We start from the raw sequence: 25,117 nt of genomic DNA on the forward strand, positions 1-25,117 counted from the left end.
TGTTTTTGTGTAAATATTTAGTAGTCTTTCTGCATCTCCGCGATCTTGCGTTGGAGTTTGCGCATCTGTTCCTCTTGGAGTACTTTCTTGTATTCGATCGGGACGATCTGGATGAACTCATCCACGTACTTGTTCCAGTTATCGAGCATCAATCCGGCCAGATGGCTGCCGGTATGATGATAATGCTTGCGGATCAATTCATGAAGTTCCTTCCGTGAGGTGCTATCCTCGATCAAGGAAAGCTCTACCATTTCCATGTTGCAATAATAATCGAAATCACCATTCTTGTTCCACACGTAAGCGACACCACCACTCATTCCGGCGGCGAAGTTCCGGCCTGTATTGCCTAAGACGACAACCCGGCCTCCGGTCATGTACTCGCAACAATGGTCGCCTACACCTTCCACGACAGCGATCGCCCCGGAGTTTCGCACGCAGAAACGCTCTCCGACCCGGCCGTTGATATAGACCTCACCACTGGTAGCCCCATATAATAAGGTATTACCGGCTATCGTATTGTCTTCCGCTATAAAGGTGGAGCGTACCGGAGGCATTAAACTGATGTGTCCGCCACTCAATCCTTTTCCGAGATAGTCGTTCGCCTCGCCTTCCAACCGGAAATGTACGCCGTGAGCCAGAAAGGCTCCGAAGCTCTGGCCCGCCGCCCCCTTGAACTTGATATGCAGGGTGTTCTCCGGTAACCCGATGTTCCCGTACCGCTTGGCGATCTCGCCGGAAAGCATGGCTCCTACGGAACGATCGGTGTTGGCTATCGCGTAATCCAACGATACTTCCTGTCCGGATTCGATGGCGGCCTTTGCGTGACGGATTATATCCACATCTTTCACGTTGTCGATCGCGTGGAGTTGACGGGTGACATGATGGATGGCCTGCGTGGCGGCTTGTTCCGGTAGATGGATCAAGCGGCTGAGATCCAATAGATCATGTTTCTCGATATGATCGGAAGGTTTACGCATGAGTAAGTCCGTACGGCCAATGATATCGTCTAGTTTCGTATAGCCTAGCTCTGCCAGATATTCCCGAACTTCACGGGCGAGGAAGGTGAAGAAATTCACCAAATATTCGTGTCGGCCATGAAAGCGTTTACGTAATTCCTCATCTTGGGTAGCGACACCTACCGGACACGTGTTCATATGGCATTTACGCATCATCACACAGCCTAAGACGATCAAGGCGGAGGTGGCGAATCCAAACTCCTCGGCACCCAGCATCGCCATCAATACGATATCCCGTCCGGTTTTCAATTGTCCGTCTGTTTGCAAGCGGACTTGTCCCCGGAGGCCGTTCATCACTAGTGTCTGTTGAGTCTCGGATAGACCTAGCTCGGGTGGGATTCCGGCGTAACGGATAGAGCTTATCGGGGAAGCCCCCGTTCCTCCTTCCGCCCCGGAGATCACGATCCGGTCCGCTTTAGCTTTGGCTACGCCGGCGGCGATAGTTCCCACGCCACTCTCGGATACGAGTTTCACACTGATCTCGGCTTGAGGGTTCACGTTCTTCAGATCGAAGATCAATTGCGCCAAGTCCTCGATCGAGTAAATATCGTGGTGAGGTGGGGGAGAGATCAGAGAGATTCCCGGGATCGAGTGACGGGTTTTGGCTATGATATCGTTCACTTTATAGCCGGGGAGCTGCCCTCCTTCGCCCGGTTTCGCTCCTTGGGCGACCTTGATCTGGATCTCGTCGGCGTTTACCAGATATTCCGTGGTCACGCCAAAGCGTCCGGAGGCCACTTGCTTGATGGCGGAGCGGAGCGATAACCCGTCCTCACGGGGGACGAAACGGGCCGAGTCCTCACCACCCTCGCCCGTGTTACTGCGTCCGTGTATCTTGTTCATGGCCATAGCCATCGTCTCGTGCGCTTCCCGGCTGATAGAACCGAAGCTCATCGCTCCCGTGACAAAGCGACGCATGATCGCTTCTTCCGGCTCTACCTGCTCCAAGGGGATCGGGGTGCGTTGTTTGAAGGTCAGGAAGTCACGCAAGAAGATCGAGCTTTCCTTCTCATCGACCGTATGGGAATATTCCTTGAATTTCTTGTAGCTCCCCAAGCGGGTAGCCAGTTGAAGCATGGAAATGGTGTCCGGGTTCCAAGCGTGTTTCTCGCCATCCTTGCGGAAGGAATAAATGCCTTTATGTTCCAATAAAGAATCCGTGGGGTGGGAGAATGCGTCATTGTGCATGGCGATCGCGTCTGCCGCTATCTCTTCCAAGCGGATACCACCGATGTTGCTGGTGGTTCCCCCGAAGTAAGTATCTGCCAGATCCCGGCTTAGGCCGATCGCCTCGAAAAGCTTTGCTCCCCGGTAACTGCGGATCGTGCTGATCCCCATCTTGCTCATAACCTTGAATAAACCCTTGCAAATGGCTTTTACGTAATTCTTCTCGGCAGTCTCGTAATTCAATTGTATCTCTTGCCTGTCTGCTAGATCATCCAAGATAGCGAAAGCCATATAGGGGTTGATGGCACTGGCTCCGTAGCCTAGTAAGAGGGCGGCGTGCATTACCTCACGCATCTCGCCGGTTTCCACTACCAGCGCTGTTTGCACCCTTTTCTGCACGGAGATCAGATGGTGATGCACGGCGCTTACCGCTAACAGGGAGGGAATCACCGCTTTTTTCTCATCTACGTTTCTGTCGCTTAAAATGATGTAGTTAACGCCATCGGTGACGGATTGCTCCGCTTGCTTACATAATTCGTCCAAGGCAGCTTTCAGTCCTGCGCATCCTTTCTCTGCGTCAAACAAAGTGGGGAGCTTAACACTTTTAAAGCCCTTATACCGGATGTTACACAGGAGATCCAGTTGTGTATTGGTCAAGATCGGATGGTTCAGCCGAACCATTTTACAGTGGCTCTCGGTTGGAACTAAGATATTGCTTCCCACGGCCCCGATATACTCGGTCAGGCTCATGACGAGTTCCTCGCGGATCGGGTCGATCGGCGGGTTGGTTACTTGGGCGAATTGTTGGCGGAAATAATTATAGAGGATTTGCGGACGGGCGGATAATACGGCCAGTGGCGTATCGTTGCCCATGGAGCCGACCGGTTCCGCCCCTCCCGTGCACATCGGTACGATGATACGTTCGATATCCTCACGGCTGTATCCGAACGTACGCAGTAGCTTGTCGTATCCCTCTACCTTATGAGGGATCTTACGGCCGGATTTCAACTCGTCCAATTCCACCCGGTTTTTCTCCAGCCAAGTACGGTAGGGCTGGGCGTTCGCCAGTTGTTCCTTCAGCTCGCTATCGTAATAAATCTCGCCTTTCTCAGTATCGATGAGTAAGATCTTTCCGGGTTGCAGACGGCCTTTTTCCTTGATCTCGTTAGGCTCGAAATCCATGACGCCGACTTCGGAGGCCACGACCATCATGTCATGTTTCGTGATCAGGTAACGGGCGGGGCGGAGACCGTTACGGTCTAGCATGCCTCCGGCGTAGCGTCCGTCGCTAAAGAGCAGGGCGGCAGGCCCGTCCCACGGTTCCATCAAGATGGAGTGATATTCGTAGAAAGCCTTTAGGTCTTCGGAGATCGGGTTCTTCTCGTTGAAACTCTCCGGTACCAGCATCGCCATGGCATGCGGCAGGCTCATCCCGGAGGCCACGAAGAATTCCAATACGTTATCCAGTGAGGCACTGTCACTCATGCCCGGCTGGATGATCGGGCGTATATCGTTGATATCCGGGATTCTGGGGGAGGAGAGTACGCTCTCCCGGGCCTCCATCCATCCCCGGTTGCCCCGTATCGTGTTGATTTCCCCGTTATGTGCCAGTAGGCGGAAAGGTTGCGCCAGACTCCAAGTGGGGAAGGTGTTGGTGCTGAAACGTGAGTGTACCAAGGCCAGTCCGCTAGTGAAATAAGGTTGCGTCAGGTCCGGAAAGTAATGGCGTAGCTGCATGGATTCCAGCATGCCTTTGTAAACGATGTTTTTGGTGGAAAGAGACGCTATATAGAAATCATCCTTGGCCGGAAGGTCGGCGGCCGATACCCTTTTCTCGACCCGCTTACGTATGAGGTATAGCTTTAGTTCCAGCTCTTGCTGATCGTTGCAGCCGATGATGAATATCTGTTTGATATCCGGTTCGGTCGCTTGTGCGTCCTTTCCCAAGATTTCCGTATGAACGGGAACTTTGCGTAAGTGCATCAAGGTTAATCCCTCTTTCTCGATCTCCTCGATGAGGATGCTGAGGATACTCGCTTGCTGTTCCTCGTCTTTCGGGAGGAAGATTAGTCCGGTGCCATATTTGCCTTTCTCTGGAACCGGAATTCCTTGCAGGAGGATGAACTCATGAGGGATCTGTAATAGGATTCCCGCTCCGTCACCCGTTTTGTTATCGGCTCCCTCAGCGCCTCGATGCCTCATGTTCTCTAGTACCTTAAGGGCTGATTCGATGATGTCGTGCGATTTCTCGCCGTGGATATTTACTAACATTCCTACTCCACAAGCGTCATGTTCATAAGACGGGTCGTATAATCCTTGTCTGCTGTTAAAATGATTCTTGTTTGTTTTCATTTGTTGACCTTATGTTTGTGTATAAATAATTATTGCGTCAATTTGTTTTACAAATATAGGTATTAATGACATAATGTGATTGCTTGCCGGGGCGAAAGAGCGGGAAAAAGATAAGAATATCTTGTCTGATGTTTCTATTTGTAATAATTTACTAGGTTTATTCTTTTTATTTGAAAGGTATTTGGTTTGTGGACTTACTAAATGAAAGATGAGCTAAAAAAGAAGCACCGTCACGTTTTGCGACAGTGCTTTCTATCTGTTTTATCTATTGGGATATTCTCGGATGAAATAGCGGGCTAGGAACTTCCAATTCTCTTGTATGATCGCCTTGCCACGTTCTGGGCTGATAAGGCTTTTCGTTTGCGCGTCGGCCAGCATGCCTCGCTTTACCAGCTCAGGCAGGAAGTAAACGCTGCAATGTTTCACGATGAAGAAAGAGAGCGCTTGCTTGGCGGCACGGTTGGCGTCGTAGAAGGGATTGTTCTCATCCTTGATCAGCTCCACGTCTCGGGTGATGACTTGGGCGCCTTCCTCGGGCGTGGCGTAGATCGCCAGTTTCTTGCCTTGCCAGTCTTCGGGAAGATGGAAGTTCTCGGCGGGGATAAGGCCGGAAGTCTCCGTGATAAATGTTTGTGCATCTTCGGTCTTGTCGAAATAGAGAAGCAGTTTGTCACCTGCGGCTTTGCGGAAAGTCTCGTATTGTTGGCGGTTTTCCTCCAGCATATCGTCGGGCAGGGTGGCAACGGACTCGTCGGCGGTGTTCTGGAATACCTCATGGTCGGGATGCTCGGCGGGCAATATCTTTGCCAGCCATTGCGGGGAGGTCAGACCTAGCAAGGAGGTCTTGCTGGTGTAGGCCATCATGCCGTGGCTGTTGACGAGCAGGTTGTTAAGCTGCTCTTGGTTGAGGTCGGGCTGCTCCTTCCAGCGGTCGTGGGCGAAGTCGCTCAGTTCCCGGGCCGACTCAGGCAGGATATAGGATTCGTAATGGAACCATTGCAATAGACGATCGTAATCCTCTTGCCGCTCGTAGCGGGTATCAAGGGCGAAAAGCTTGGCCATGCGGGTATTCTCCGGCGCCGTGGTCCACTCTTTGCAGAACAGGTCGTAGATAAGCATGCCGGTGGATTCGTTGGCAGGGTTGTCCGGACTGACAAAAGTGCCTTTACGATAGCCGTGATACTGCTGGGTATAATGCCAAAGGAGGAAACGCACGTCCTCAAGGTTCACCTCATCGTCGTAATAATGATCGTCCGGAGTGTAGAAGGGGAGGTATTTGCCGTATAGCTCCTTATGGGTAAGGATGAAGGCACGCCAAAGCCCCATGCCGGAGATCACGTCTTCGAAGTAGGCGGCCATGCGGATACAGATCTGCTTTGTTTCCTCGCCCTCGAAGGAGTTTACCAACTCGGTCTTCTCCATGATATCGTAGATACGGTTCGCTATTCCGGTATAATAGGAATCCACGGGAGTGCTTTGTTTATAGGGATGCAACTGCAACCAGTCTTTCGGGAAAATTTTAATGTTCTTCATGTTATTAAATGTCTTTATGCATTCAGGAGTGCAAATGTAGTAAAAATACGTTAGCTATGTCAAACGATAAGGAAAAGTTGCGGTCTTAAAAATGTAACATTTGTTGTCTTCATTGTTATCGGATCTAAACATCTTTGAAATACCGCCCCCGTACTTTTGCGTCGAAATCAAAGGTGAAATAATAAGTAGTAAGATAATGGGAAAGAGTTTAAGGGGCAAAAGATTGAAAAGGTTAGGGCTTTTCTGGGTGGGAGTTTTCCTGTCATTCTCTCTATGGGCACAAACAGGGGTTATTTGCGGGACGGTTACGGACGCAAAGATAAAAGAACCGTTGATCGGCGCCTCGGTTGTGATCGAGGGGACTACGGTTGGCGCTATCACGGATATAGACGGTAATTTCCGTATCGAGAACGTGAAACCAGGTACTTATACGGTAGCCGCCTCTTACGTGTCGTACCAAACGCAAACGGTAAAGGATGTTCCGGTAGTCGCATGCCAAGAGGCGGTGTTGAATATCGAGCTTTCCGATGCTAACCTCCAATTACAGAATGTGGTCGTAGTGGCCCAACGGAAATTGGGAACCGAGATGGCCGTATTAAATACCGTACGCAAGAGCCTTCCGGTCGTGAATGGTATCTCCGCCCAGCAAATCAGTAAAACACAGGATAGCGATGCCGCCGAGGTACTACGCCGTATCCCGGGAATCACCATCGTGGACGATCGTTTTATCGTAGTTCGAGGGCTTGCGCAACGTTATAATAATGTATGGCTGAACAACGCCACGACTCCTTCCAGCGAGACGGACAGCCGTGCCTTCTCGTTCGATGTGCTTCCTTCTTCCTTGATCGATAACATGATGATATACAAGAGCCCCTCGGCCGAGCTTCCGGCGGATTTCTCCGGCGGTTTCGTGCGGGTGATGACCAAGAATATCCCGGACGGGAACACCTTCAACGTATCCTACCAAATGGGCTTCAACACGAACGCCACCTTCCGTAACTTCCAGCTGACGGACGGCACGGCAAAGGATTACCTTGGATTCGGAGCGGGCGTGAGAAACCTGCCTTCCTCTTTCCCCGCTCACCTAGGAGAACACTCCACGGATGAGGCGGCTGCCTTTACCCGCCAAATCAACCAACGTTGGGGGATCAACAAGTTCACCGCCATCCCCGATCAGAAGATATCCCTTACCTCGCACCGCTCTTATGATGTGGGCGGCTGGAAGATCGGAAATATCACGAACTTGAACTGGAGTACCGAGTACGATTACTCGGAGACGGTGAATAACAACTACATTGCCTACGACGTGAAGAACGACGTATCCCGTCCCCGCTTTGAGTACAACGATATCCGCTATAAGAATACCTCCAAGCTAGGGGCCCTCTTTAACTGGTCATTCCAACGGGATGGCAGCAAATATGAGCTTCGCAACTTCTTCAGCCAGCGTGGCGTTTCCGCTCTGACACAAAGGGAAGGAATGAACTATTATTCCGACAAGAATATCCGTAAGTGGGAATCCCTCTATACCGGGCGTACCACTTACTCCGGGCAGATCAGCGGTGTGCATACCTTGCGAGAGAATGTTAACAAGGTGGATTGGACGGCGGGCTATGCCTTTGCCTCCTACCGTGAGCCGGATCGTAAGATCGTGAACTCCATCCTTGACGAGAACCGTACGGAACAGCCGAACTACTATGTTTCTGACCCGATGCGTTATTACCAAGAATTGAAGGATCATAGCGCCTCTATAGCCGCCAACTACGAACATAAATTCACCGTATCCGATAGGTTCGCCCCTGTTCTCAATGGAGGTGTCTACGGTGAATATAAGAGCCGTACCTTCGCTGCCCGTCGCTTTGGCTACAACCTGTTGGGTAGCGGCTACGACCGGTATGCGGATTGGGATTATACGGAGTTGTTCGCCAATGAAAATATCTCGGCGGATAAGATATGGATGCGTGAAACAACTACGAACAGTGACTCTTATACTTCCGAGAACATGTTGGGAGCCGCCTATGTCTCCGCTAAACTGAATTATGGGGAGGTGTTGAACGCTAATATCGGTGTTCGTATGGAATACTACCAATTGAAGATGGACGGATATAGCTCCGACGGTACGACCCCGGTACACTTGGATAATAAGACGACGGATTTTTTCCCTTCAGTTAATGTTGCCTACAACCTCTCACAAAAACATTTGGTCCGCGCCGCTTACGGTCGCTCGGTCAACCGTCCGGAGTTCCGAGAGGTAGTGCCTTATGTGTACTTCAACTTCGAGCGAGACGCAAACATCGTGGGAAATACGGAGCTGAAGAATGCCTATGCTGACAATATCGACCTTCGTTATGAGTTCTATCCAGCCGCGGGCGAAATGATCACGATCGGCGGTTTCTACAAGCACTTCAAGGATCCTATCGAGGAGACGTACAACGAGGCTGGTTCCGGCCTGCAATATACCTATCATAACGCGAAGAACGCCGAGACCTTCGGCGTAGAGTTGGACGTTAAAAAGAACCTCGACTTTATAGGGCTGCGAGGCTTGAGCTTTGTGTGCAACGCCGCATATATCTATAGCCGTGTCCGTTTCGAGGAAGGGGCGCCGGAGCGGGATCGCCCTTTGGCAGGGCAATCTCCCTACTTGGTTAATGCCGGCTTTTTCTACCAGTACGATGACAAGGGGATTTCCGCCTCCCTGCTCTATAACCGGATCGGGAAGCGTATTGAGTCGGTCGGTGTCCCGATGCAGAACCAGAACGAGGATATCCCTGATATATATGAGATGCCCCGCAACTCGTTGGACCTTACTTTCTCGAAGAAGATTGGCAAGATTGTCGAGATCAAGGCGGGAATCCAGGATATGTTGAACTCCAAGGTCGAGTACAAGCAGTTCGTGAAACTGACGGACGACAAAGGCGGCAAGAGCGAGCGTGAGCAACTGATCCGCAGCTATCGCCCGGGAGTGGATATCAATGTCGGTGTTTCCCTTAGGTTTTGATGTTTAATTGAATATATATCTATTACAAACAAAATGTTTTTATTATGAACAGATTTCTCTTAAAAGGTTTGGCCTCTGTGTTAACGATGGCCGTTATGTTTGGGACTGTATCGTGTAGTGATGACGATGATAAACCTGATGGCTCCGTAGCTGTATCGGCTGTGGCAGTCAGTCCTACTACCGTTACTATCAAGGTGGGCGAATCCACTACCTTGTCCGCGGCTATTACTCCAAGTGATGCTACGGATAAAACGGTTACATGGAGTACTTCCGATGAAAAGGTCGCGACGGTCAATGCCGGTAAGGTAACAGCTGTGGCCGAAGGTTCCGCTACGATTACTGTAACTACGAAGGATGGCGGTAAAACGGCTACTTGTACCGTGACTGTCTCTAATGATGCTCCGTCTTCCAAGGAGGTGATATTGGAAGGAAATATCACGACTGATTTTACGATCAACGCTGCCGACAAGAACTTCATGAAAGGCTTCGTATACGTGAAATCAGGCGCTACATTGACTATTGAGGCTGGTTCTGTTATCAAAGGTGTGTCCGTTAGTCCGGGCGAGAAAGCCGCTTCCTTGATTATCGAGCCGGGCGCTAAGATCATCGCCGAAGGTACTGTTGATAAACCGATCGTCTTTACATCCGATAAAGAGCCGGGTAAACGTTTGACAGGTGACTGGGGCGGTCTGATTATTTGTGGTAACGCTCGTGTGAATCGTACAAATCAACCAACTATCGAAGGAGGACCTGGTACATTATATGGAAATACGACCTCCGATGAGTTTAATACGGAAAGTTCCGGTAAATTGAAATACGTTCGTATCGAGTTCGCCGGTTATCCTTTGGAGCCAGACAAGGAAATCAATGGCTTAACCTTCGGCGGCGTTGGTAGCGGCACGGAAGTCGAGTTCATTCAGGTTTCATATTCGAACGATGATTCTTACGAATGGTTCGGTGGAACGGTAAATGCCAAACACTTGATCGCTTACAAAGGCTGGGATGATGATTTCGATACAGACTTCGGTTATACGGGTAAACTGCAATTCTTGTTGAGCGTACGTGATAAGAATATCGCTGATACTTCAGACTCTAACGGTTTTGAATCTGATAACGACGGTGACGGTTCTTCCAACACTCCGCTTACCAAGCCGGTCTTCTCCAACGTAACCTTGATAGGTCCTTTCTATGGCAAGGTATCCGATAAGACACAGGCTGAGGTGGAAGCCAAGACAGCCGACGCTGCTAACGGTGCCAAGGGTGGTAAATTTCAGGCAGCCATGCACCTGCGTCGTAACACCAGCTTGAATGTTTACAACTCCGTATTCACCGGCTGGCCTTACGGACTTCGTGCTACTGATAAGAAAGGTACGGCAAACGATGGCATTGCCATCAAGAATGTGATCTTTGCTGGTATGTGGAAAAACTTCTATGAGGATGATAAGGTAAGTGAGAACTTCTTCAATCTTGCCGGTAGCAACAGGACTCTGGCAACGACCAACGAGATTATCTCTAAAGATGGTGATTACTCTTCTGTCGTAGCTTCAGCTGTGCAAGGCGCTGAATTTGTCGATGAAGTATTGAACAACAGCTTCTTCGAGAAAGTAACTTACAAAGGTGCTTTCGACGGAAAGAATGACTGGACTGCTGGTTGGGCTAATTGGGATCCTCAAAATACCGAATATTAATCAAGCTTGGCATTGAATAGGTTGTGAATTTGTTTAAGGCACTGAGGTATCCGGAAAGATCCCTCGGTGTCTTTTTATGTATAATTTAGATAAGAATGTATCATGAATAAAAAGCTATTGTTACTTTCCGCTTTTCTGGCGGGAGCCTCCTTGACCGTGCAGGCGCAAGACTTGGTATTGAGCGAGGGGCAGTACTATACCGATGAGACACAAACCACCCCGTATACGGGCCGCTATACGGAATTCTATGAGGATGGCATGCTCAAGATGGAGCTGTACCTGAAGGACGGCCGTCCCGAGGGAACCTATGTGATCTATTATCCGGATGGCAAGATCGCCGAGGTGCGTTCCTACTATCACGGGATCTTCCATGGTGAATGGCGCACGTATAGCGATAACGGCCAGCTGATCGGCCTGGCTTCTTATAAGGAAGGGCAAAAGGACGGCCCTTGGCGTATCTGGAGCGATAAGGGAAATTTGTTGTATGAGATGTTCTATACGGCAGGGAAGAAATCTGGTGTCTGGCGTAGCTGGGATGAGGAGGGGAATCTGCTTTCCGAGGAGAATCAATAGGAATAATTGCCGTTTACATACCGTTGTAACGACATTTACCTCTAATGGTAAATGTTTTTTCCTCTAGAGGTAAATGTCGTTACATCAGTATGTAAACAGTTTTACCTCTAGGTGAAAATACTTTTACTTCTTGATGAAAATATTGGTAAATGTAATTGAATGGAAATCAGCATGCTTACTCCTCATCCTCTTCTCCAAAGTCGAACTCGAAATCGAATCCGTCATCCATGAATTCCGGCTCAGTGAATTGCTCCAGTTCACGACGGTCTTTCTTGGTAGGACGTCCGAGACCTTTCGCACGGTTCACGAAACCGGAGATACGGTTCATCTCCAGAATCTCATACTGATCCGGGGTTGTCACGTTCTCCAAGTAATTCGGGACGAGCTTCGCGCCCACACGATTCTCGATCAATCCGATTACCTTAAAAGAGAAGGTGATCGGCGGTTTACGCACTTGGATCACATCGCCAACCTTGATCATGCGGGAAGGTTTGATCGTTACTCCACCTATCATGATACGCCCTTTCTTGCAAGCTTCCGCGGCTATCGTGCGGGTCTTAAAGATACGGGTCGCCCACATCCATTTATCGATACGTACCTCGTTCATATCTGTATTCTCAGTCTCTTTTTATTTATTATTAAATTGATTCATCGTAATCTGGATGCCGGCGAGGCAGAAGCTCTTGATGATCTCTGTCGCACGATCCAATATCTCTGGCATCAATTGCAATTCCTCCGGGGGAAATTTCCCTAGCACGTAATCGATCTGTCCGCCCCGTGGAAAATCGCTGCCTATGCCGAAACGAAGGCGGGAATATTCCTGCGTATTCAATAACTGGGCGATATTCTTCAACCCGTTATGCCCGGCGTCGCTACCCTTTGGTTTCAGACGTAAGGTTCCGAATGGCAATGCCAGATCATCTACGACAATCAATAGATTTTCCACGGGAATGTTCTCTTTTTGCAACCAGTACCGAACGGCGTTGCCGCTGAGGTTCATAAAGGTATTCGGCTTTAGCACGATCAAGTCACAGTTTTTCACCCGTATGCGTGCGATTGCCCCGTATCGCTCCTCAGTGAAATTGCCTCCTACGCTCTCTACCAAATGGTTGACAACCCGGAAACCTATATTATGACGGGTTCCCCAATATTCGGAACCGATATTACCAAGTCCTGTTATCAAATATTTCATTATCCTCGAATCTATAAAAGAAAGGGGAAGAACATTCTATGAATATCCTCCCCTTCATGTATTGTAATAATGTTTTTACCTCAGATTATCCTTTAGCCTGAGCACCACGAGCGGCACGAGTCAATTGAACGGCGCAAACAACAGCGTTTTTAGCGTTCATCAATTCAAGACCTTCGAAGTGCAAAGCACCTACCTGCATAGTCTTACCTAAGCCAAGGTGATCCACATTAATCGTCAACTTTTCAGGGATTTGATCGTATATAGCTTTCACTTTCAGTTTTCTCATTTGAAGAGACAACTTACCACCGGCTTTAACACCTTCTGCGTGACCTTCCAAAACAACCGGAACTTCCATTACTACGGCTTTGTCCTTAGATACTTCCAAGAAGTCCATGTGAAGGATCTCGTCAGTTACAGGTTGGAACTGCATGTCCTTAACGATAGCCATCGTCTTGTTACCGTCAATGCTTAACTCAACAACGAAAATCTCCGGAGTGTAAACCAACTTACGAACGGCTTCTTTTGTAACCGTGAAGTGAATTACTTTTTCGCCACCGTATAATACAGCGGGAATTTCATTGTTCTTACGCATTGCTTTCAAGGCTCTTTTCTGATCAGCGGAACGAGCGACGATCTCTCTTCCTTTTCCTTCTAACTCAAATGTCTTCATTTTCTTTAATTTTTGTGTTACTCAAAATTAGTTATTTTGCTTCCTAATTTCCCATCACACGGTACGGGGCTAAAAAGCGGTGCAAAGATACGATTTTTGTTTGATGTGACAAATATTTCGCATGTTATTTGTCGGATTGTCGATCCAGCTTCACTAATTTCGTGGTTCGCATGATCCAACGGACAAGGCCGTGGGGGAGGAGCATTACGAGGGGTGTGCATATTTTGTTGAAGAGACCCGGTAATAGGGAAGCCCGGTGGTGAAACAAGGCATTAATCCCTTTTTTAGCCAGTTTTTCCGGACGCATCATGATACCTAGGCGGATCGCTAAAATCTTTAAGTTGTCGCTTAGGTTATATAAATTCGTGGCGACGGCACCGGGACAAAGTACGGTTACGCTTACTCCATAATCCAGTAACTCCGAACGCAAGCCTCGGGAGAAGCTTTTCAAGTATCGCTTGGTGGAAGCGTACAGCGTAATTCCCGGATAAGGTAGCCAACAAGATAGGGATGACATATTGAGGATATATCCATGACGCCGTTTCTTCATCTCCTGACCGAAATAATAACAAAGCTGGGTAGGAGTGGTCACGTGGAGGTAAAGCATTTTCTCGACGATGTTGGCCTTAGCTTGTAAGGTCTCGCAGAAAAAAAACATACCGGCGTTATTGACCAATACCTCTATTGGGATGTTTTTCTCTTGGCAAGTATCATATAGCTCCTTGGCCGCCCCGGGGATCGCCAAATCACGATAAAGCGGCAAAACTTCTATACCATATTTCTCGGAGAGAAACTCACCTTTCTCCCGGATCGCCTGTTCCTCATTGCTGACGATCACTAACTGATAGCCTCGTGAGGCTAGTTCCTCGGCATAGGCGAGACCTATTCCGGAGCTGGCCCCCGTGACTAAAGCCCATTTCTTTTCCATTATTTATATTCAAGCCTTTTGATTTCACGTACGATACATTCCGGAAGACCTTTCACGTTCTTATGACAGACCATATCCTCACTATACATACGGGCGATACAATAGTTGCTATGCCCACAATCGCAACGGGCGTGCTCGTCTTCTTTCATACGGTTGACGAAGCCCGGCTCGTTCACCAAGGCACGTGCCATGGCCACAAACTCGAACCCGTCGTTCAGTACCTCCTCGATCTTGTCTCTGGAGACCAATCCTCCTACGTAAATAAGAGGTAAATGTAAGGCTTTGCGGAATTTCAACGCATCTTCAAGGAAGTAAGCCTCCTTAAACGGTTCCGAGGGAATCATATATTTACCTACCATGCGGATTCCAATCGGTAGATAGCCGCGAGGCATATAATACGCCATCGTACGGATCGGCATTTCTCCCCGCATTACATACATGGGGGCACGGCTCACGAATCCGCCGCTTAGTACTAAGGCATGCGCTCCGCATTGGTCTTGGAGTGTACGGGCTACTTCTAGGCATTCGTCTATTTCAAGTCCTCCCTTGAACCCGTCCCGCATATTGGTCTTTACGGTTACGGCCATGTCGGAACCTGCTGCTTTCATCACCTCTTCCATACACATTCTCATGAAGCGCATACGGTTCTCAAGGCTTCCTCCATATTCGTCTTTCCGGTGGTTGGTGTACGGGGAAAGGAATTGGCTGATCAGATAACCATGCCCGGCATGGATCTCGACAGCGTCCATACCTGCCTCACGTGCCAATCGTACGGCCTCACCGTAGGCACGAGCCATGGAAGCGATCTCGGATTGTCTCATACCTCGTACGATCGTGGGAGAGTAGAGGTTGAACCCGCTGGACGCTGAGATAGGCGTGCATCCGCAAATCCGCTTATGCGACATATTACCGCAATGGCCTAACTGGATGGAAGCGGCGGCTCCCTCTTTATGGATAGCGTCGGTGAGCTTGCGGAGGCCGGGAATAATATCCGGACGCATCCACAGCTGACGTTCGAACGACAAGCCGCTTTGCGTCACGGCGGCATAAGCTATGTTCGTCATGCCGATCCCTCCGGCGGCTACGGATGTATGATAGTTGAATAACTGCTCCGAGGGAGCGTTTCCCGGGCACATACTCTCGAATGCGGCGGCCCGGATCGTGCGGTTCCTAAGTGTTAGCGGACCGATCTTACCGGGTGTAAACAGGATTGATTTGTCCATATCAATAGATTAATATAGTTGTTTCGAAAAATTAAGTTAGATGGTTTTCTCTATATTCCAGACGAAGGCCCGAAGCCCTTGCGCTTCCGTTTCCTTGTCTAAGTTGTGTAGGATTTCCAGAAAATGATCGACCTTCTCGTCTTCTACCATCGTAAGGATAGCTGAATTCAAGGTAGGCCAAGCGTGATTGCCGTAATGTGGCTCGCCTGTTTTACTTCCCCGTCCTTGCACGACATCCCAATAGGTAAAACCTTTAAGGTTATTACGGTCCATGATACTGACGATAGCTTCGTAATACGCTTGATTGAAAGATATAAATATCGCTTTCATATAGTTGTTTTTTATGAGATCGCATATCCGTAGGGAAGCTTTTCTTACGATGGGCATTCAAGCCTGCTTATAATGGGCATCGTAAGCACCTTACAATGGGCATTGTTATGACCTAACAATGCCCATCGAGGTTTGCTTGGCCTCGGCTTCCCTATGGTACGCAAAGATAATTAATTATTTCGTAATGCCTTCCTTATTTTGCGGCGTCTTCGTTTTACGCCGTTGGCAGCGAATACGGCATAGACCGTCGGAACGATAATCAAGGTAATCAAGGTGGATACGGAAAGACCCCAAGCCACAGTCATACCCATCGAGCGCCACATCTCGGAACCTTCGCCGGTTCCCACCGCCATCGGGATCATACCCAAAACGGTCGTCAACGTTGTCATCAATACCGGACGGAGACGGGATTTACCGGCAGTCACTACCGACGTGATAATACCCATGCCACGCTCCCGGCATAAGATCGTATAGTCGATCAGCACGATACCGTTCTTAACCACGATACCCATCAACATGATCACGCCGATCAAAGCCATAACGCCCAATGGTGTCTGCGTGACCGCCAATCCCAATACGATACCTGTAAAGGCGAACGGGATAGAGAACATGATCACGAACGGGTCTACCAACGACTCGAACTGGGCAGCCATCACGATGAATACCAAGATGATGATCAATACCATTAAGATACCTAAATCGGTAAATGTATCCTGCTGATCTTCGAATGTTCCACCCAACTGCCAACTTACGTCGGATGGGATATCCATTTGTTTCAACTCGTTCCGGGCGGCGGCAACCAAGTCGCTCAATGCCGCTCCCTTACCCGCTACGGCAGATACGGTGATCACACGCTCACGGTCTTTACGCTCGATGGTCGGGGGAGTCATACGTTCCACTACCTTGCCTAAATCACGGATGCGGATGCCTTTGCCTTCATTGTTATAGATCAAAATATTCTCAAGATCCTCTACGGACTCACGGAACTCTGGGGCGTAACGTACCTTGATATCATACTCATCTCCATCCTCACGATATTTTGAAGCGGTGGAACCATTTACACGGTTTCGGAGATACATGGAGGCGGTTGTTACGTTCAGCCCGTTGATGGCCAGTTTCTCCCGGTCGAAGTCGATCTGGTATTCCGGGATATAATCCTCACGGCTGATATTTACTTGCGAGCATCCTTTTACATTTCTCATACGACGGGCGATCTCATTCGCCACGGCATCCGTCTGGGCGAAATCAAAACCATAGATCTCGATGTTAACCGAGGTCTCTCCACCCATAGAACCTTCCTGCCCTCCGGCGAGTACCTCGAATTTCTTGATCTCGCTGTATTGGGCTAAGTCCTGCCGCATCAACTCGCAAATCTCGGTAAGACCTCTCTCACGGTCGCCCACGCTAGTTAGGTTTATATTGAACTCGATAATATGCGTACCGTTATTGCTTAGCTGGGCGAAGGTATTATCCGTATCCGCCGTACCTTCCGTGAAGTTACTGATTAGGATCTCCGGATATTTCTCACGGAACTTCTTGTCGATGTCGAGAGCTAACTCACGGGTAATATCCTGCCGTGTACCGATCGGCAACTCAATCGTTATACCGATGCGTGCGTTATCTTGCGTCGGGAAAAATTCCGTCTTGATGACCGGTATCAGCATCATACTGCCGATGAAGATCAGCGTAGCGCCTACGATCACCGTTTTCCGGTGGCGTACGGCCCAGTTCAAGAAGCGTCCGTAACCGCGATCCAAGGCGTTCAATCCCTTTTCGATAGGCGTGAAGAACATCCGGTACAATTTACCCTTCTCCGGTTGCTGGCGTAATAACTGTGAGCAAAGCATCGGGGTCAATGTCAAGGCGCCTACCGTAGAAACGATCATGATGATACTAACGATCCATCCCAACTGCTTAAATAAGATACCCGCCATACCCGTAACCATCGTCAACGGCAAGAACACCGCCAACATCGTAAGGGTGGAGGCGATAACCGAGATAGCCACCTCGTTCGTGGCGTGTACGGCGGCCTGTTTCGGCTGGCTACCCCGCTCGATATGGGTCGTTACGTTCTCCAATACCACGATAGCGTCGTCCACCACCATGCCGATAGCGATAGAAAGTGAGCTCAACGAGATAATGTTTAACGTATTACCCGAGGCCAGCAAATAAGCGAAAGAAGCGATCAAGGAGATCGGGATGGTCAAGATAATGATAAACGTGGCCCTCCAACGTCCCAAGAACACGAATACCACCAACATAACGATGATAAAGGTAATCATGATCGTCTCTTTCAAGCTATCGATCGTATTCAAGATATTCGTGGAAGTATCCATGATTACGTCCAGCTTCACGTCTGAGGGTAAGCTAGCCTGTATCTCCGGAAGTTTCTGGTGTACCTTCTTGGCGATGTTCACCGAGTTCGCTCCGGACTGTTTCTGTATGACGATCATACCACCTTTCGTGCCGTTGTTGAACGTCTCTTGCGCACGTTCCTCGATACTGTCCTCTACACGGGCCACGTCACGCAGATATACGTTCTTTCCGTTCTGGCTACCGATCACTAGGTCTAGCATCTGCTTAGCGTCCGTGAATTCTCCTTGAACACGCAAGGAGTAGGTATTAGAGCCGATATCTACGCTACCTCCCGGTGTATTCCGGTTCTCTTGCGCGATGATGGTAGAGATACCTTCGATGGTCTGGCCGTAAGCCTCCAACTTGTACGGGTCGCAATACACTTGCAACTCACGGATCGGCGTACCGGAGATAGACACGGCACCCACGCCACTGATACGGGCCAATGGGTTGGATACCTTATCGTCCAAGATCTTGTAAAGAGCGTTCGTGCTCTCCTCCGCGGTCACGGAAAGGATCAAGATGGGGATATCATCCGTACCGAACTTGAAAATGATCGGATTCTCTACGTCATCGGGTAGGGAAGACTCCACCATGTCCAGTTTGTCGCGGACATCGTTCGTGGCGACATCGATATCGATGCCATAATTAAATTCCAACGTTACGATCGATATATTCTCACGGGATTGCGACGTGATATGCTTCAAGTCGCTTACGCTATTCAACACGTTTTCCAAGGGCTTCGAAACATTCATCTCGATATCCGAAGCACTGGCGCCGGGATAGGCCGTCATCACCATGATGGTGTTCGTCTCTATCTCCGGAAGCAAGTCCACTGATAACCTGCTTAAGGAAAAAAGTCCGAAGATCACGATCGCCACAAATACAAGGGCGGTCGATACGGGCTTTCTTACCGCTGTTCCATATAAACTCATAGTCTGTTATTCGTTTTCGATTTCAACTTCCATACCGTTCGTCAGGCGGCTTTGCCCGGTGATAACCACTTGGTCGCCATCCTCCACTCCGGATATGATCTCATATTTATCACCCATACGGCGTCCTAGCTCCACCTTCTGGTAGGATACCTTGCCGTCTTTGCATACATAGATATACCGGTCGCCGGCGCCTGATTGTTTTACGATAGAGCGATCCGGGGCCACCACGTGATCCATATGGCCGAAACTCATCGTCACTCGGGCGAACATACCCGGTCGCACTCGCTCATCCGAGTTGGCGATCTTGATCTCCACGGGGAACGTGCGGGTAGCGGGATCGATCGTCGGGTAAACTAAGTTGACTTTACCCTTGAAAACCTCGTCTCCGTACACATCCAGCCGGATGTCTACCTCATGGCCTTTCTTCACTTTTGTAAAAAGACTCTCGGAGACATTCACCATTAATTTGACCGGACGGATTTCCTCCACTGTGTAGATTGGGTTTCCGCCGCTGTACATATCGCCGCTATCGTAGTTGCGGGCGGTTACGACTCCGCTGATCGGGCTTAGCAATTGGGTGTTCTCCACCAAGTTTTTATACGTCTCGCGAGCCACTTCCAAGGAAGTCTTTTGGGCATCCCAAGCGGATTTGGAAGCACCGCCTACCTTATACAACTCGTCGATACGTTTGAACTCGATCTCTTGGTTATCCAATTGTATCTTCGCTTGCTTTAGGCTTGTAGCGTCCATCTTGGCCAATAACTGCCCGGCTTTTACATGGTCGCCTACCTCGGCGAAGATTTTCTCGATACGGAATGGGGTTTGGGGAGCGATATTATTTTTGATATTCGCTTCCACCGTAGCGGTAAATTCACTGAGTTGCTCCACGTCTTGAACAGAGACCGTCTCCACTTTCACCTTTACTTTCTCATTCTGTGTTTCCGTGGCTTCCTCACTCTTATTACCCGAGCAAGACATCAGCAGGGCCAATGTAGCTATCGGTATTACTTTCAGCATTTGACTTGTCTTCATATAATTGTTCCTAATTATTATCTATTAAACTTTCAATTTTTAATTTTCAATTCATCTGTCCGTTACCCAATACTTTCTCTAGATCTGCCTTCGCTACCATATAGTCGTAGATAGATTGGTTGAAGTTCAACCGGGCCTGCGTCAAGGCAAGTTCGGCATCGTTCATCTCCAGCCATGTACCGGCTCCGGTGTCGTACCGTTTTTGCGAGATCATATATCCCCGTTCCGCTTGCTCGACTCCCTTTTGGGCGGCGTCGAACTTCTTGATACAGGTATTCATATTATCTATGTACTGTTTAACGGCCAACTGCAAATTACGCTTGGTATCGTCCCGTTGCAGGTTTAATTGGTCGATGGAGACTTTCGTCTGCTTTACCTTATAAAATTTACTACCTCCGGAGAAGATAGGAACCGATAACGTGATACCGATCATCGAATAGGGGTTCCATCTGTAATTCTTGAACTTGAAGTCATTGTTCATGGCGCTCCATTGATATAGACCGGTCAGCGACAAGGTCGGCAGATAATCGAATTTCTGCATGACCAGCGTCTTTTTCAGCTGTTCCGCCTGAAGGTCTAATTGTTTCAAGTCTGTATTCTCGGATAAGGTTGTATCCGTGGATAGATAGTCGGCGAAGAGGCTGGACTTGAAATCCGTCAGTTGTCCGTCGCAATCGATATTTAAATCCAGATCCATGCCCAATAACGCTTTTAACTGCCATTTAGCCAAGGTAAGGGAGTTCTCTGCCTGCAACAGATTAGGCTCTGTATTCTTTACCGTCACATCGGCACGTATCAAGTCGTATTCAGCTACGGTTCCCTGTTCATACTTCCGTTTGATATCCAGATAATTCTCCATGGCATTGTCGTAACTTTGCTTGAATACCCGGTAAGAGTCGCTTGCCAGAAGGACGGCGTAAAAGCTCTTTTTCACTTGGTTCACCATCGCTATTTTAGAAGAGCGAGCTTGCTCCACCGCCAATTCCACGTCTAAGGCCGAGATACTCAAGCTTTTCCATAAGGAGGCGTTTACCAGTGGCATGGAAGCGTTGAAGCCCAAGCTCCAGTTGTTGCTACGTCCTACCTCGAAGCCCTCGTCCATACTCGACATGTCCGTGCCTTCGGGCAAGCTGCCGCCTCCCATGTCACCCATGTCGAAATCCATATACATCACCTGTTTCTTCAAGGTACGGTTGTAGTCCCCCGCAAAACTGATCTGCGGAAATAGAGAAGCGTACGAGCCTTTACGTGCGTACTTTTTCTTCTGTATTTCTTTATCGGCAACTTTTACGGTCGGGTTCTCGCTAAGGGCGATCTCTAGCGCTTTCCCAAGATCCAGTTTCAGGGTGTCTTGAGCCAGAACCGGTATCGCCGCCAGAAAAGGCAATACCATAAATGTGACCAACATCATTTTTCTACTCATCAATAATCGTTTCATTTAGGATAGATTTTGTCTGTGATTAAACTCATTAAGTGTTCGCTATAAATCATAGGATTGTTTGAGATCGAATCGGTCTAGGATCGCTCTTCCCTTCTCGGTACTGATCCCTTTCAGGAATGTGAGGAGGATCGTGTTGTATACCTCGGTGATGGAATGCTTGCAGAAGACATTGGAAGGCCGCAACATCTTCGTCTGCTCTTTCACCAGTAAGGCCATGATCTCGAAGTTGATCCCCTCTTGGAACACGCCCTCTTTAACGCCCCGTGTGAACAAGTCCATACACCTCTTACCCATTCTCGCTTTATTCATCTCTATTTTTTGTTGGGCTTTCGGATATTTCTTCAAGTCCTCGTAAAACTTCTCGTTGAACCATCTCGGGTTTTTCATCATCTCCTCATAGAAGAGCAGGATTACTTCCAAGGCATTGAAAGGTTCTTTTTCCAGTCCCGTCAGATATTGTCCGAGCGATTCGGAATTGTGATCGATCCCCTCGATCAGCAAGGTTTCCTTGTCCTCGAACGACTCGTAAAGTGTACGCTTGGAGATGCCAGCCGCTTTCGCTACATCATCCATACTCACACTCTTGATGCCATATTGAGAAAAAAGATCGAACGCCGTATTAATAATCTGTTCTTTTATCATATTCGTTTTTGTTACGTCAAAAGTAGCCAGGGCAATCCCCGTATACAAGTAAAAAGCGCTGACTCGTCCGTTGGAATCGACCAATGACCGGATATTCCCGTCGAATCTATTCGCAAAGGTCTGATATATTTAGAAAACCAGAAAGGTTTATACTGTTACGGTATTGGTATGGAATGAAACAGGATATTGTCAAAAATTCTTGTTATTCGTTCAATTTTGGATGAAAATTGGTTAAAAACGAAATAGTGGGTGGTCTTTGGCTTTTTATTTCTATCTTTGTCCGAGGTGATAATAAAAATCTACAGATAGATATGAAAAATTTACCTTTAATTGAAGTCACTGAGTTAATCAAGGGAATTGAGTCCAGAGACAACTTTCAAGATGATTTATCGATAGCGGATCTGAACGGAGATTTGATTAATTACGAGGAAAAAAGGCTGGAGCATTCCACCCCAATGCGTTTAAATGCCTTGTTGATGATCTTGGTACAGGAAGGTACCGCCGATATCTCGGTAGACTATATTCCATATAAGATAGAGAAGAATACGTTTATAACCTTGATGCCGACTCATATCATACAGGTATCGAAGGTGAGCAAAGACCTAAGAGGGCGTTTGTTGATCGTGTCCAGATCTTTTCTGGATGGATATACTGCCCCGGCAGGGAAAAAGAACTCCATGGTGCATTATATGCAGATCCGTAAGAATCCATGTGCTACGATTAGCGCCGAGGAGACTGAGCATATATCCGGCCAATTCTCCATCTTACGGGAAAAGATGAAGTTGCGTACCCATTTTTTCCAGAAGGAGGCTCTCCAGAACGCCTTAATCGGTTTCTTTATCGAGTTGGCTAATATCTTTATGGGTAAGAAGGAGCTGATGACGGCACCTACACTCTCCCGGAAGGAGGAGCTTTTCGAGCAGTTCCTGCAATTGCTTTTCGAGCATTGCAAGGAGCAGCACGTCGTTACTTTCTATGCCGAGAAATTATTTATTACCCCACAGTATCTTTCGCTTATCTTGAAGGAGCTAACGGGTAAATCAGCGAATAAATGGATTGACGACGCCTTGATCGTCGAGGCTAAGATGCTGTTGAAGGCCCCGCAAGCCACGGTTCAGCAAGTAGCGGATATACTCCACTTCTCCGATCAATCCACTTTCGGTAAGTTTTTCAAGAAGCATATGGGTATATCACCCATGGAATACCGGAAATCATAATCCGGTATTTTCTATACGCTTGCGGAACTTATACCAGTTGATCAACTCACAAGCCCCGTAGAAAATGCTGGCTACACCGAAGATTACGAATGTATTTGCCGCCGCCCCGAACGGGTAGGCAAGAATCATTACTCCGGTTATCAAGATCAAAGCCGGCATCAGGTAGAAGCCCAACGGTACATTGCTCCATTTCCTTGCGGATATCAATGAAACCAATTGCTGTACACCGGCAATTACCAATAAGGCTCCGAGTACGTACATTAATATATTCACGAAGAACTCGGGCATGATCACCAACCACGCTCCGAACAGTACGCTTCCCGCTGCCTCGATAGGAAACATCGGTTTCTCCCCGTTCTCGTTCTTCGGTCGGGTGAAATAGCTGAGGATAGCGAATAATCCCGGTAAAATGAATAGTATACCGATCGTGATAACCAGATAGGTTATGGCTGCTTCCGGCCATAATACCAAAACAAACCCTAATACCATCGCAAATGCGCTACGTAAAACCGCGCCATTAATAGATCTCATATGTTTTTATTTTAGATTTCATTTATAATATGACAAAGGTATATATTCTTTCCGACTTTTTTTACCTTTGTGCGCCATAAAGCAGTATCAGGAAAAACATCGAAATATATCCCTCTTGAATGCATGCTTCGCGTAAAAAGACAAACTTGAAATCATCTAACGAATAATAATACTAAAACAAAAAATGAAGCGTATAGTTTTTTTGGATTACGTGCGTGTGTTTGCGTGCTTCCTTGTCATGGTTGTCCACGCCAGTGAAAACTTTTATGGAGCTGAGGGCTCCACGGATATGGTGGGACCGCAATCTTATCTGGCCAATGAGGCCGATCGGTTGTGGGTAGCCGTATACGATGGTTTCTCACGCATGGCGGTGCCATTGTTTATAATTGTCTCCGCCTTTCTTCTTGCGCCGATGAAGGCAGGGCTGACCTCTTGGCAATTCTACCGTCAGCGTTGTATCCGCATCTTACCGCCGTTTTTCATATTTATGATACTATACAGCACTTTACCCTTGCTGTGGGGGCAGATAGATGCCGAGACATCATTGAAAGATATATCGAGAATATTCTTGAACTTTCCTTCACAGGCCGGACATTTGTGGTTCATGTACCCTTTGATCAGCCTCTATTTATTTATACCCGTAATATCGCCATGGTTGAATAAAGCCACGGCGAAAGAAGAGCGTTTTTTCATCGGCTTGTTTCTGTTGTCGACCTGTATGCCCTATCTCAATCGTTGCTTCGGCGAGGTGTGGGGACAATGTTTTTGGAACGAATACCATATACTGTGGTACTTCTCCGGTTATTTAGGATACCTCGTACTGGCACATTATATACATGTCCATCTTACATGGAACCGTTCTAAACGTCTGGTTATCGGAATCGCCTCGATGCTCGTCGGTGCCTTGCTGACGATTTATTCCTTCTATGTCCAAGCGATACCCGGAGTAACTCTTGTCACACCTGAGATAGAGATCGGATGGGCTTTCTGTACGATTAACTGTGTGCTTCTTACGGCGGGTACGTTCCTCGCTTTTACTTGCATAGGCAATTCGAAATCTCCACGACTCATAACAGAGATGTCTAAACTCAGCTACGGTATGTACCTTATGCATATATTTTGGCTCGGATTGTGGGTAACGGTGTTTAAGCACGACTTAGCCTTGCCTACTGTCGCCGCCATACCATGTATTGCGGTAAGTACATTTATCTGCTGTTATGTGACGACAAAGATTATCTCATTAATACCGGGCAGTAAATGGATTATAGGATGAATATAGGATAGCTCTGTCATTTGG

General features: G+C 48.2%; 18 protein-coding genes. 5 read left to right on the plus strand and 13 right to left on the minus strand.

What is annotated here, in order from left to right; genetic code table 11:
• Positions 1 to 17 precede the first annotated feature (17 nt).
• Complete coding sequence (gene gltB / locus D7V92_RS09315) at positions 18 to 4,535, minus strand: glutamate synthase large subunit (RefSeq protein ID WP_121772764.1); 4,518 nt, start codon at positions 4,533 to 4,535, stop codon at positions 18 to 20.
• A gap of 261 nt (positions 4,536 to 4,796) precedes the next feature.
• Entirely contained in the window at positions 4,797 to 6,068 is a 1,272-nt protein-coding gene (locus D7V92_RS09320) for a DUF3843 family protein (RefSeq protein WP_121772765.1), read from the minus strand.
• A gap of 196 nt (positions 6,069 to 6,264) precedes the next feature.
• Here D7V92_RS09320 and D7V92_RS09325 point away from each other — a divergent pair, with 196 nt between their 5' ends.
• From D7V92_RS09325 to D7V92_RS09335, 3 genes are all read left to right on the plus strand, one after another.
• Complete coding sequence (locus D7V92_RS09325) at positions 6,265 to 9,063, plus strand: TonB-dependent receptor (protein WP_121772766.1); 2,799 nt, start codon at positions 6,265 to 6,267, stop codon at positions 9,061 to 9,063.
• 44 nt (positions 9,064 to 9,107) lie between these two features.
• Complete coding sequence (locus tag D7V92_RS09330) at positions 9,108 to 10,751, plus strand: Ig-like domain-containing protein (RefSeq protein WP_121772767.1); 1,644 nt, start codon at positions 9,108 to 9,110, stop codon at positions 10,749 to 10,751.
• Positions 10,752 to 10,853: 102 nt separating this feature from the next.
• Positions 10,854 to 11,324: a toxin-antitoxin system YwqK family antitoxin gene (locus D7V92_RS09335; RefSeq protein ID WP_121736461.1), complete on the plus strand. Its 471-nt coding sequence runs from the start codon at positions 10,854 to 10,856 to the stop codon at positions 11,322 to 11,324.
• Between the two features lie 175 nt (positions 11,325 to 11,499).
• Here D7V92_RS09335 and D7V92_RS09340 read toward each other — a convergent pair whose 3' ends face one another.
• The 10 genes from D7V92_RS09340 to D7V92_RS09385 all read right to left on the minus strand — a co-directional run bounded on the left by D7V92_RS09340 (position 11,500) and on the right by D7V92_RS09385 (position 22,072).
• Positions 11,500 to 11,931 carry an RNA-binding S4 domain-containing protein gene (locus D7V92_RS09340; RefSeq protein WP_005861957.1) on the minus strand — a complete coding sequence of 144 codons (432 nt, stop codon included), beginning with the start codon at positions 11,929 to 11,931 and terminating at the stop codon, positions 11,500 to 11,502.
• Positions 11,932 to 11,952: 21 nt separating this feature from the next.
• Positions 11,953 to 12,516 carry an aminoacyl-tRNA hydrolase gene (gene pth / locus D7V92_RS09345; RefSeq protein ID WP_005861960.1) on the minus strand — a complete coding sequence of 188 codons (564 nt, stop codon included), beginning with the start codon at positions 12,514 to 12,516 and terminating at the stop codon, positions 11,953 to 11,955.
• A gap of 85 nt (positions 12,517 to 12,601) precedes the next feature.
• On the minus strand, positions 12,602 to 13,186 hold the full coding sequence (locus D7V92_RS09350) for a 50S ribosomal protein L25/general stress protein Ctc (protein ID WP_121772768.1): 585 nt from the start codon (positions 13,184 to 13,186) through the stop codon (positions 12,602 to 12,604).
• Between the two features lie 124 nt (positions 13,187 to 13,310).
• The gene (locus D7V92_RS09355; protein WP_008780848.1) at positions 13,311 to 14,114 is read right to left on the minus strand and encodes an SDR family oxidoreductase; all 804 of its coding nucleotides are present in this window, start codon (positions 14,112 to 14,114) and stop codon (positions 13,311 to 13,313) included.
• Positions 14,114 to 15,337 carry an NADH:flavin oxidoreductase gene (locus D7V92_RS09360; protein ID WP_005861966.1) on the minus strand — a complete coding sequence of 408 codons (1,224 nt, stop codon included), beginning with the start codon at positions 15,335 to 15,337 and terminating at the stop codon, positions 14,114 to 14,116. Before D7V92_RS09360 ends, D7V92_RS09355 begins: the two co-directional genes overlap by 1 nt.
• Before the next feature lie 36 nt (positions 15,338 to 15,373).
• Positions 15,374 to 15,667 carry a PG0541 family transporter-associated protein gene (locus D7V92_RS09365; RefSeq protein ID WP_005866064.1) on the minus strand — a complete coding sequence of 98 codons (294 nt, stop codon included), beginning with the start codon at positions 15,665 to 15,667 and terminating at the stop codon, positions 15,374 to 15,376.
• A 170-nt stretch (positions 15,668 to 15,837) separates the two neighbouring features.
• Entirely contained in the window at positions 15,838 to 18,957 is a 3,120-nt protein-coding gene (locus D7V92_RS09370; RefSeq protein ID WP_005861971.1) for an efflux RND transporter permease subunit, read from the minus strand.
• Between the two features lie 6 nt (positions 18,958 to 18,963).
• Positions 18,964 to 19,989, minus strand: coding sequence for an efflux RND transporter periplasmic adaptor subunit (locus D7V92_RS09375; RefSeq protein WP_008774010.1), 1,026 nt, complete (start codon positions 19,987 to 19,989; stop codon positions 18,964 to 18,966).
• A 46-nt stretch (positions 19,990 to 20,035) separates the two neighbouring features.
• Positions 20,036 to 21,427: a TolC family protein gene (locus tag D7V92_RS09380; protein WP_121772769.1), complete on the minus strand. Its 1,392-nt coding sequence runs from the start codon at positions 21,425 to 21,427 to the stop codon at positions 20,036 to 20,038.
• Positions 21,428 to 21,469: 42 nt separating this feature from the next.
• Entirely contained in the window at positions 21,470 to 22,072 is a 603-nt protein-coding gene (locus tag D7V92_RS09385) for a TetR/AcrR family transcriptional regulator (RefSeq protein ID WP_005866074.1), read from the minus strand.
• A gap of 311 nt (positions 22,073 to 22,383) precedes the next feature.
• On the opposite strand from D7V92_RS09385, the gene D7V92_RS09390 reads away from it, so the two are divergent.
• Positions 22,384 to 23,289, plus strand: a complete 906-nt coding sequence (locus D7V92_RS09390; protein WP_121772783.1) for an AraC family transcriptional regulator — start codon at positions 22,384 to 22,386, stop codon at positions 23,287 to 23,289.
• On the opposite strand, the gene D7V92_RS09395 is transcribed toward D7V92_RS09390, so the two are convergent.
• The gene (locus D7V92_RS09395; RefSeq protein WP_005866076.1) at positions 23,284 to 23,820 is read right to left on the minus strand and encodes an HdeD family acid-resistance protein; all 537 of its coding nucleotides are present in this window, start codon (positions 23,818 to 23,820) and stop codon (positions 23,284 to 23,286) included. The two genes, D7V92_RS09390 and D7V92_RS09395, sit on opposite strands and share 6 nt — an antisense overlap.
• A gap of 184 nt (positions 23,821 to 24,004) precedes the next feature.
• Between D7V92_RS09395 and D7V92_RS09400 the strand changes: the two genes are divergently transcribed.
• Positions 24,005 to 25,093: an acyltransferase gene (locus D7V92_RS09400; protein ID WP_036651401.1), complete on the plus strand. Its 1,089-nt coding sequence runs from the start codon at positions 24,005 to 24,007 to the stop codon at positions 25,091 to 25,093.
• Positions 25,094 to 25,117: the final 24 nt, after the last annotated feature.

The sequence above is a fragment of the Parabacteroides sp. CH2-D42-20 genome (assembly GCF_003670185.1).
In the GTDB taxonomy this organism is placed as follows: domain Bacteria; phylum Bacteroidota; class Bacteroidia; order Bacteroidales; family Tannerellaceae; genus Parabacteroides; species Parabacteroides distasonis.

Excerpts from the sequence above, each read along its gene's own strand:
- gltB (WP_121772764.1), bottom strand. The coding sequence starts at position 4,535 with ATGAAAACAAACAAGAATCATTTTAACAGCAGACAAGGATTATACGAC.
- D7V92_RS09320 (WP_121772765.1), bottom strand. The coding sequence starts at position 6,068 with ATGAAGAACATTAAAATTTTCCCGAAAGACTGGTTGCAGTTGCATCCC.
- D7V92_RS09325 (WP_121772766.1), top strand. The coding sequence starts at position 6,265 with ATGGGAAAGAGTTTAAGGGGCAAAAGATTGAAAAGGTTAGGGCTTTTC.
- D7V92_RS09330 (WP_121772767.1), top strand. The coding sequence starts at position 9,108 with ATGAACAGATTTCTCTTAAAAGGTTTGGCCTCTGTGTTAACGATGGCC.
- D7V92_RS09335 (WP_121736461.1), top strand. The coding sequence starts at position 10,854 with ATGAATAAAAAGCTATTGTTACTTTCCGCTTTTCTGGCGGGAGCCTCC.
- D7V92_RS09340 (WP_005861957.1), bottom strand. The coding sequence starts at position 11,931 with ATGAACGAGGTACGTATCGATAAATGGATGTGGGCGACCCGTATCTTT.
- pth (WP_005861960.1), bottom strand. The coding sequence starts at position 12,516 with ATGAAATATTTGATAACAGGACTTGGTAATATCGGTTCCGAATATTGG.
- D7V92_RS09350 (WP_121772768.1), bottom strand. The coding sequence starts at position 13,186 with ATGAAGACATTTGAGTTAGAAGGAAAAGGAAGAGAGATCGTCGCTCGT.
- D7V92_RS09355 (WP_008780848.1), bottom strand. The coding sequence starts at position 14,114 with ATGGAAAAGAAATGGGCTTTAGTCACGGGGGCCAGCTCCGGAATAGGT.
- D7V92_RS09360 (WP_005861966.1), bottom strand. The coding sequence starts at position 15,337 with ATGGACAAATCAATCCTGTTTACACCCGGTAAGATCGGTCCGCTAACA.
- D7V92_RS09365 (WP_005866064.1), bottom strand. The coding sequence starts at position 15,667 with ATGAAAGCGATATTTATATCTTTCAATCAAGCGTATTACGAAGCTATC.
- D7V92_RS09370 (WP_005861971.1), bottom strand. The coding sequence starts at position 18,957 with ATGAGTTTATATGGAACAGCGGTAAGAAAGCCCGTATCGACCGCCCTT.
- D7V92_RS09375 (WP_008774010.1), bottom strand. The coding sequence starts at position 19,989 with ATGAAGACAAGTCAAATGCTGAAAGTAATACCGATAGCTACATTGGCC.
- D7V92_RS09380 (WP_121772769.1), bottom strand. The coding sequence starts at position 21,427 with ATGAAACGATTATTGATGAGTAGAAAAATGATGTTGGTCACATTTATG.
- D7V92_RS09385 (WP_005866074.1), bottom strand. The coding sequence starts at position 22,072 with ATGATAAAAGAACAGATTATTAATACGGCGTTCGATCTTTTTTCTCAA.
- D7V92_RS09390 (WP_121772783.1), top strand. The coding sequence starts at position 22,384 with ATGAAAAATTTACCTTTAATTGAAGTCACTGAGTTAATCAAGGGAATT.
- D7V92_RS09395 (WP_005866076.1), bottom strand. The coding sequence starts at position 23,820 with ATGAGATCTATTAATGGCGCGGTTTTACGTAGCGCATTTGCGATGGTA.
- D7V92_RS09400 (WP_036651401.1), top strand. The coding sequence starts at position 24,005 with ATGAAGCGTATAGTTTTTTTGGATTACGTGCGTGTGTTTGCGTGCTTC.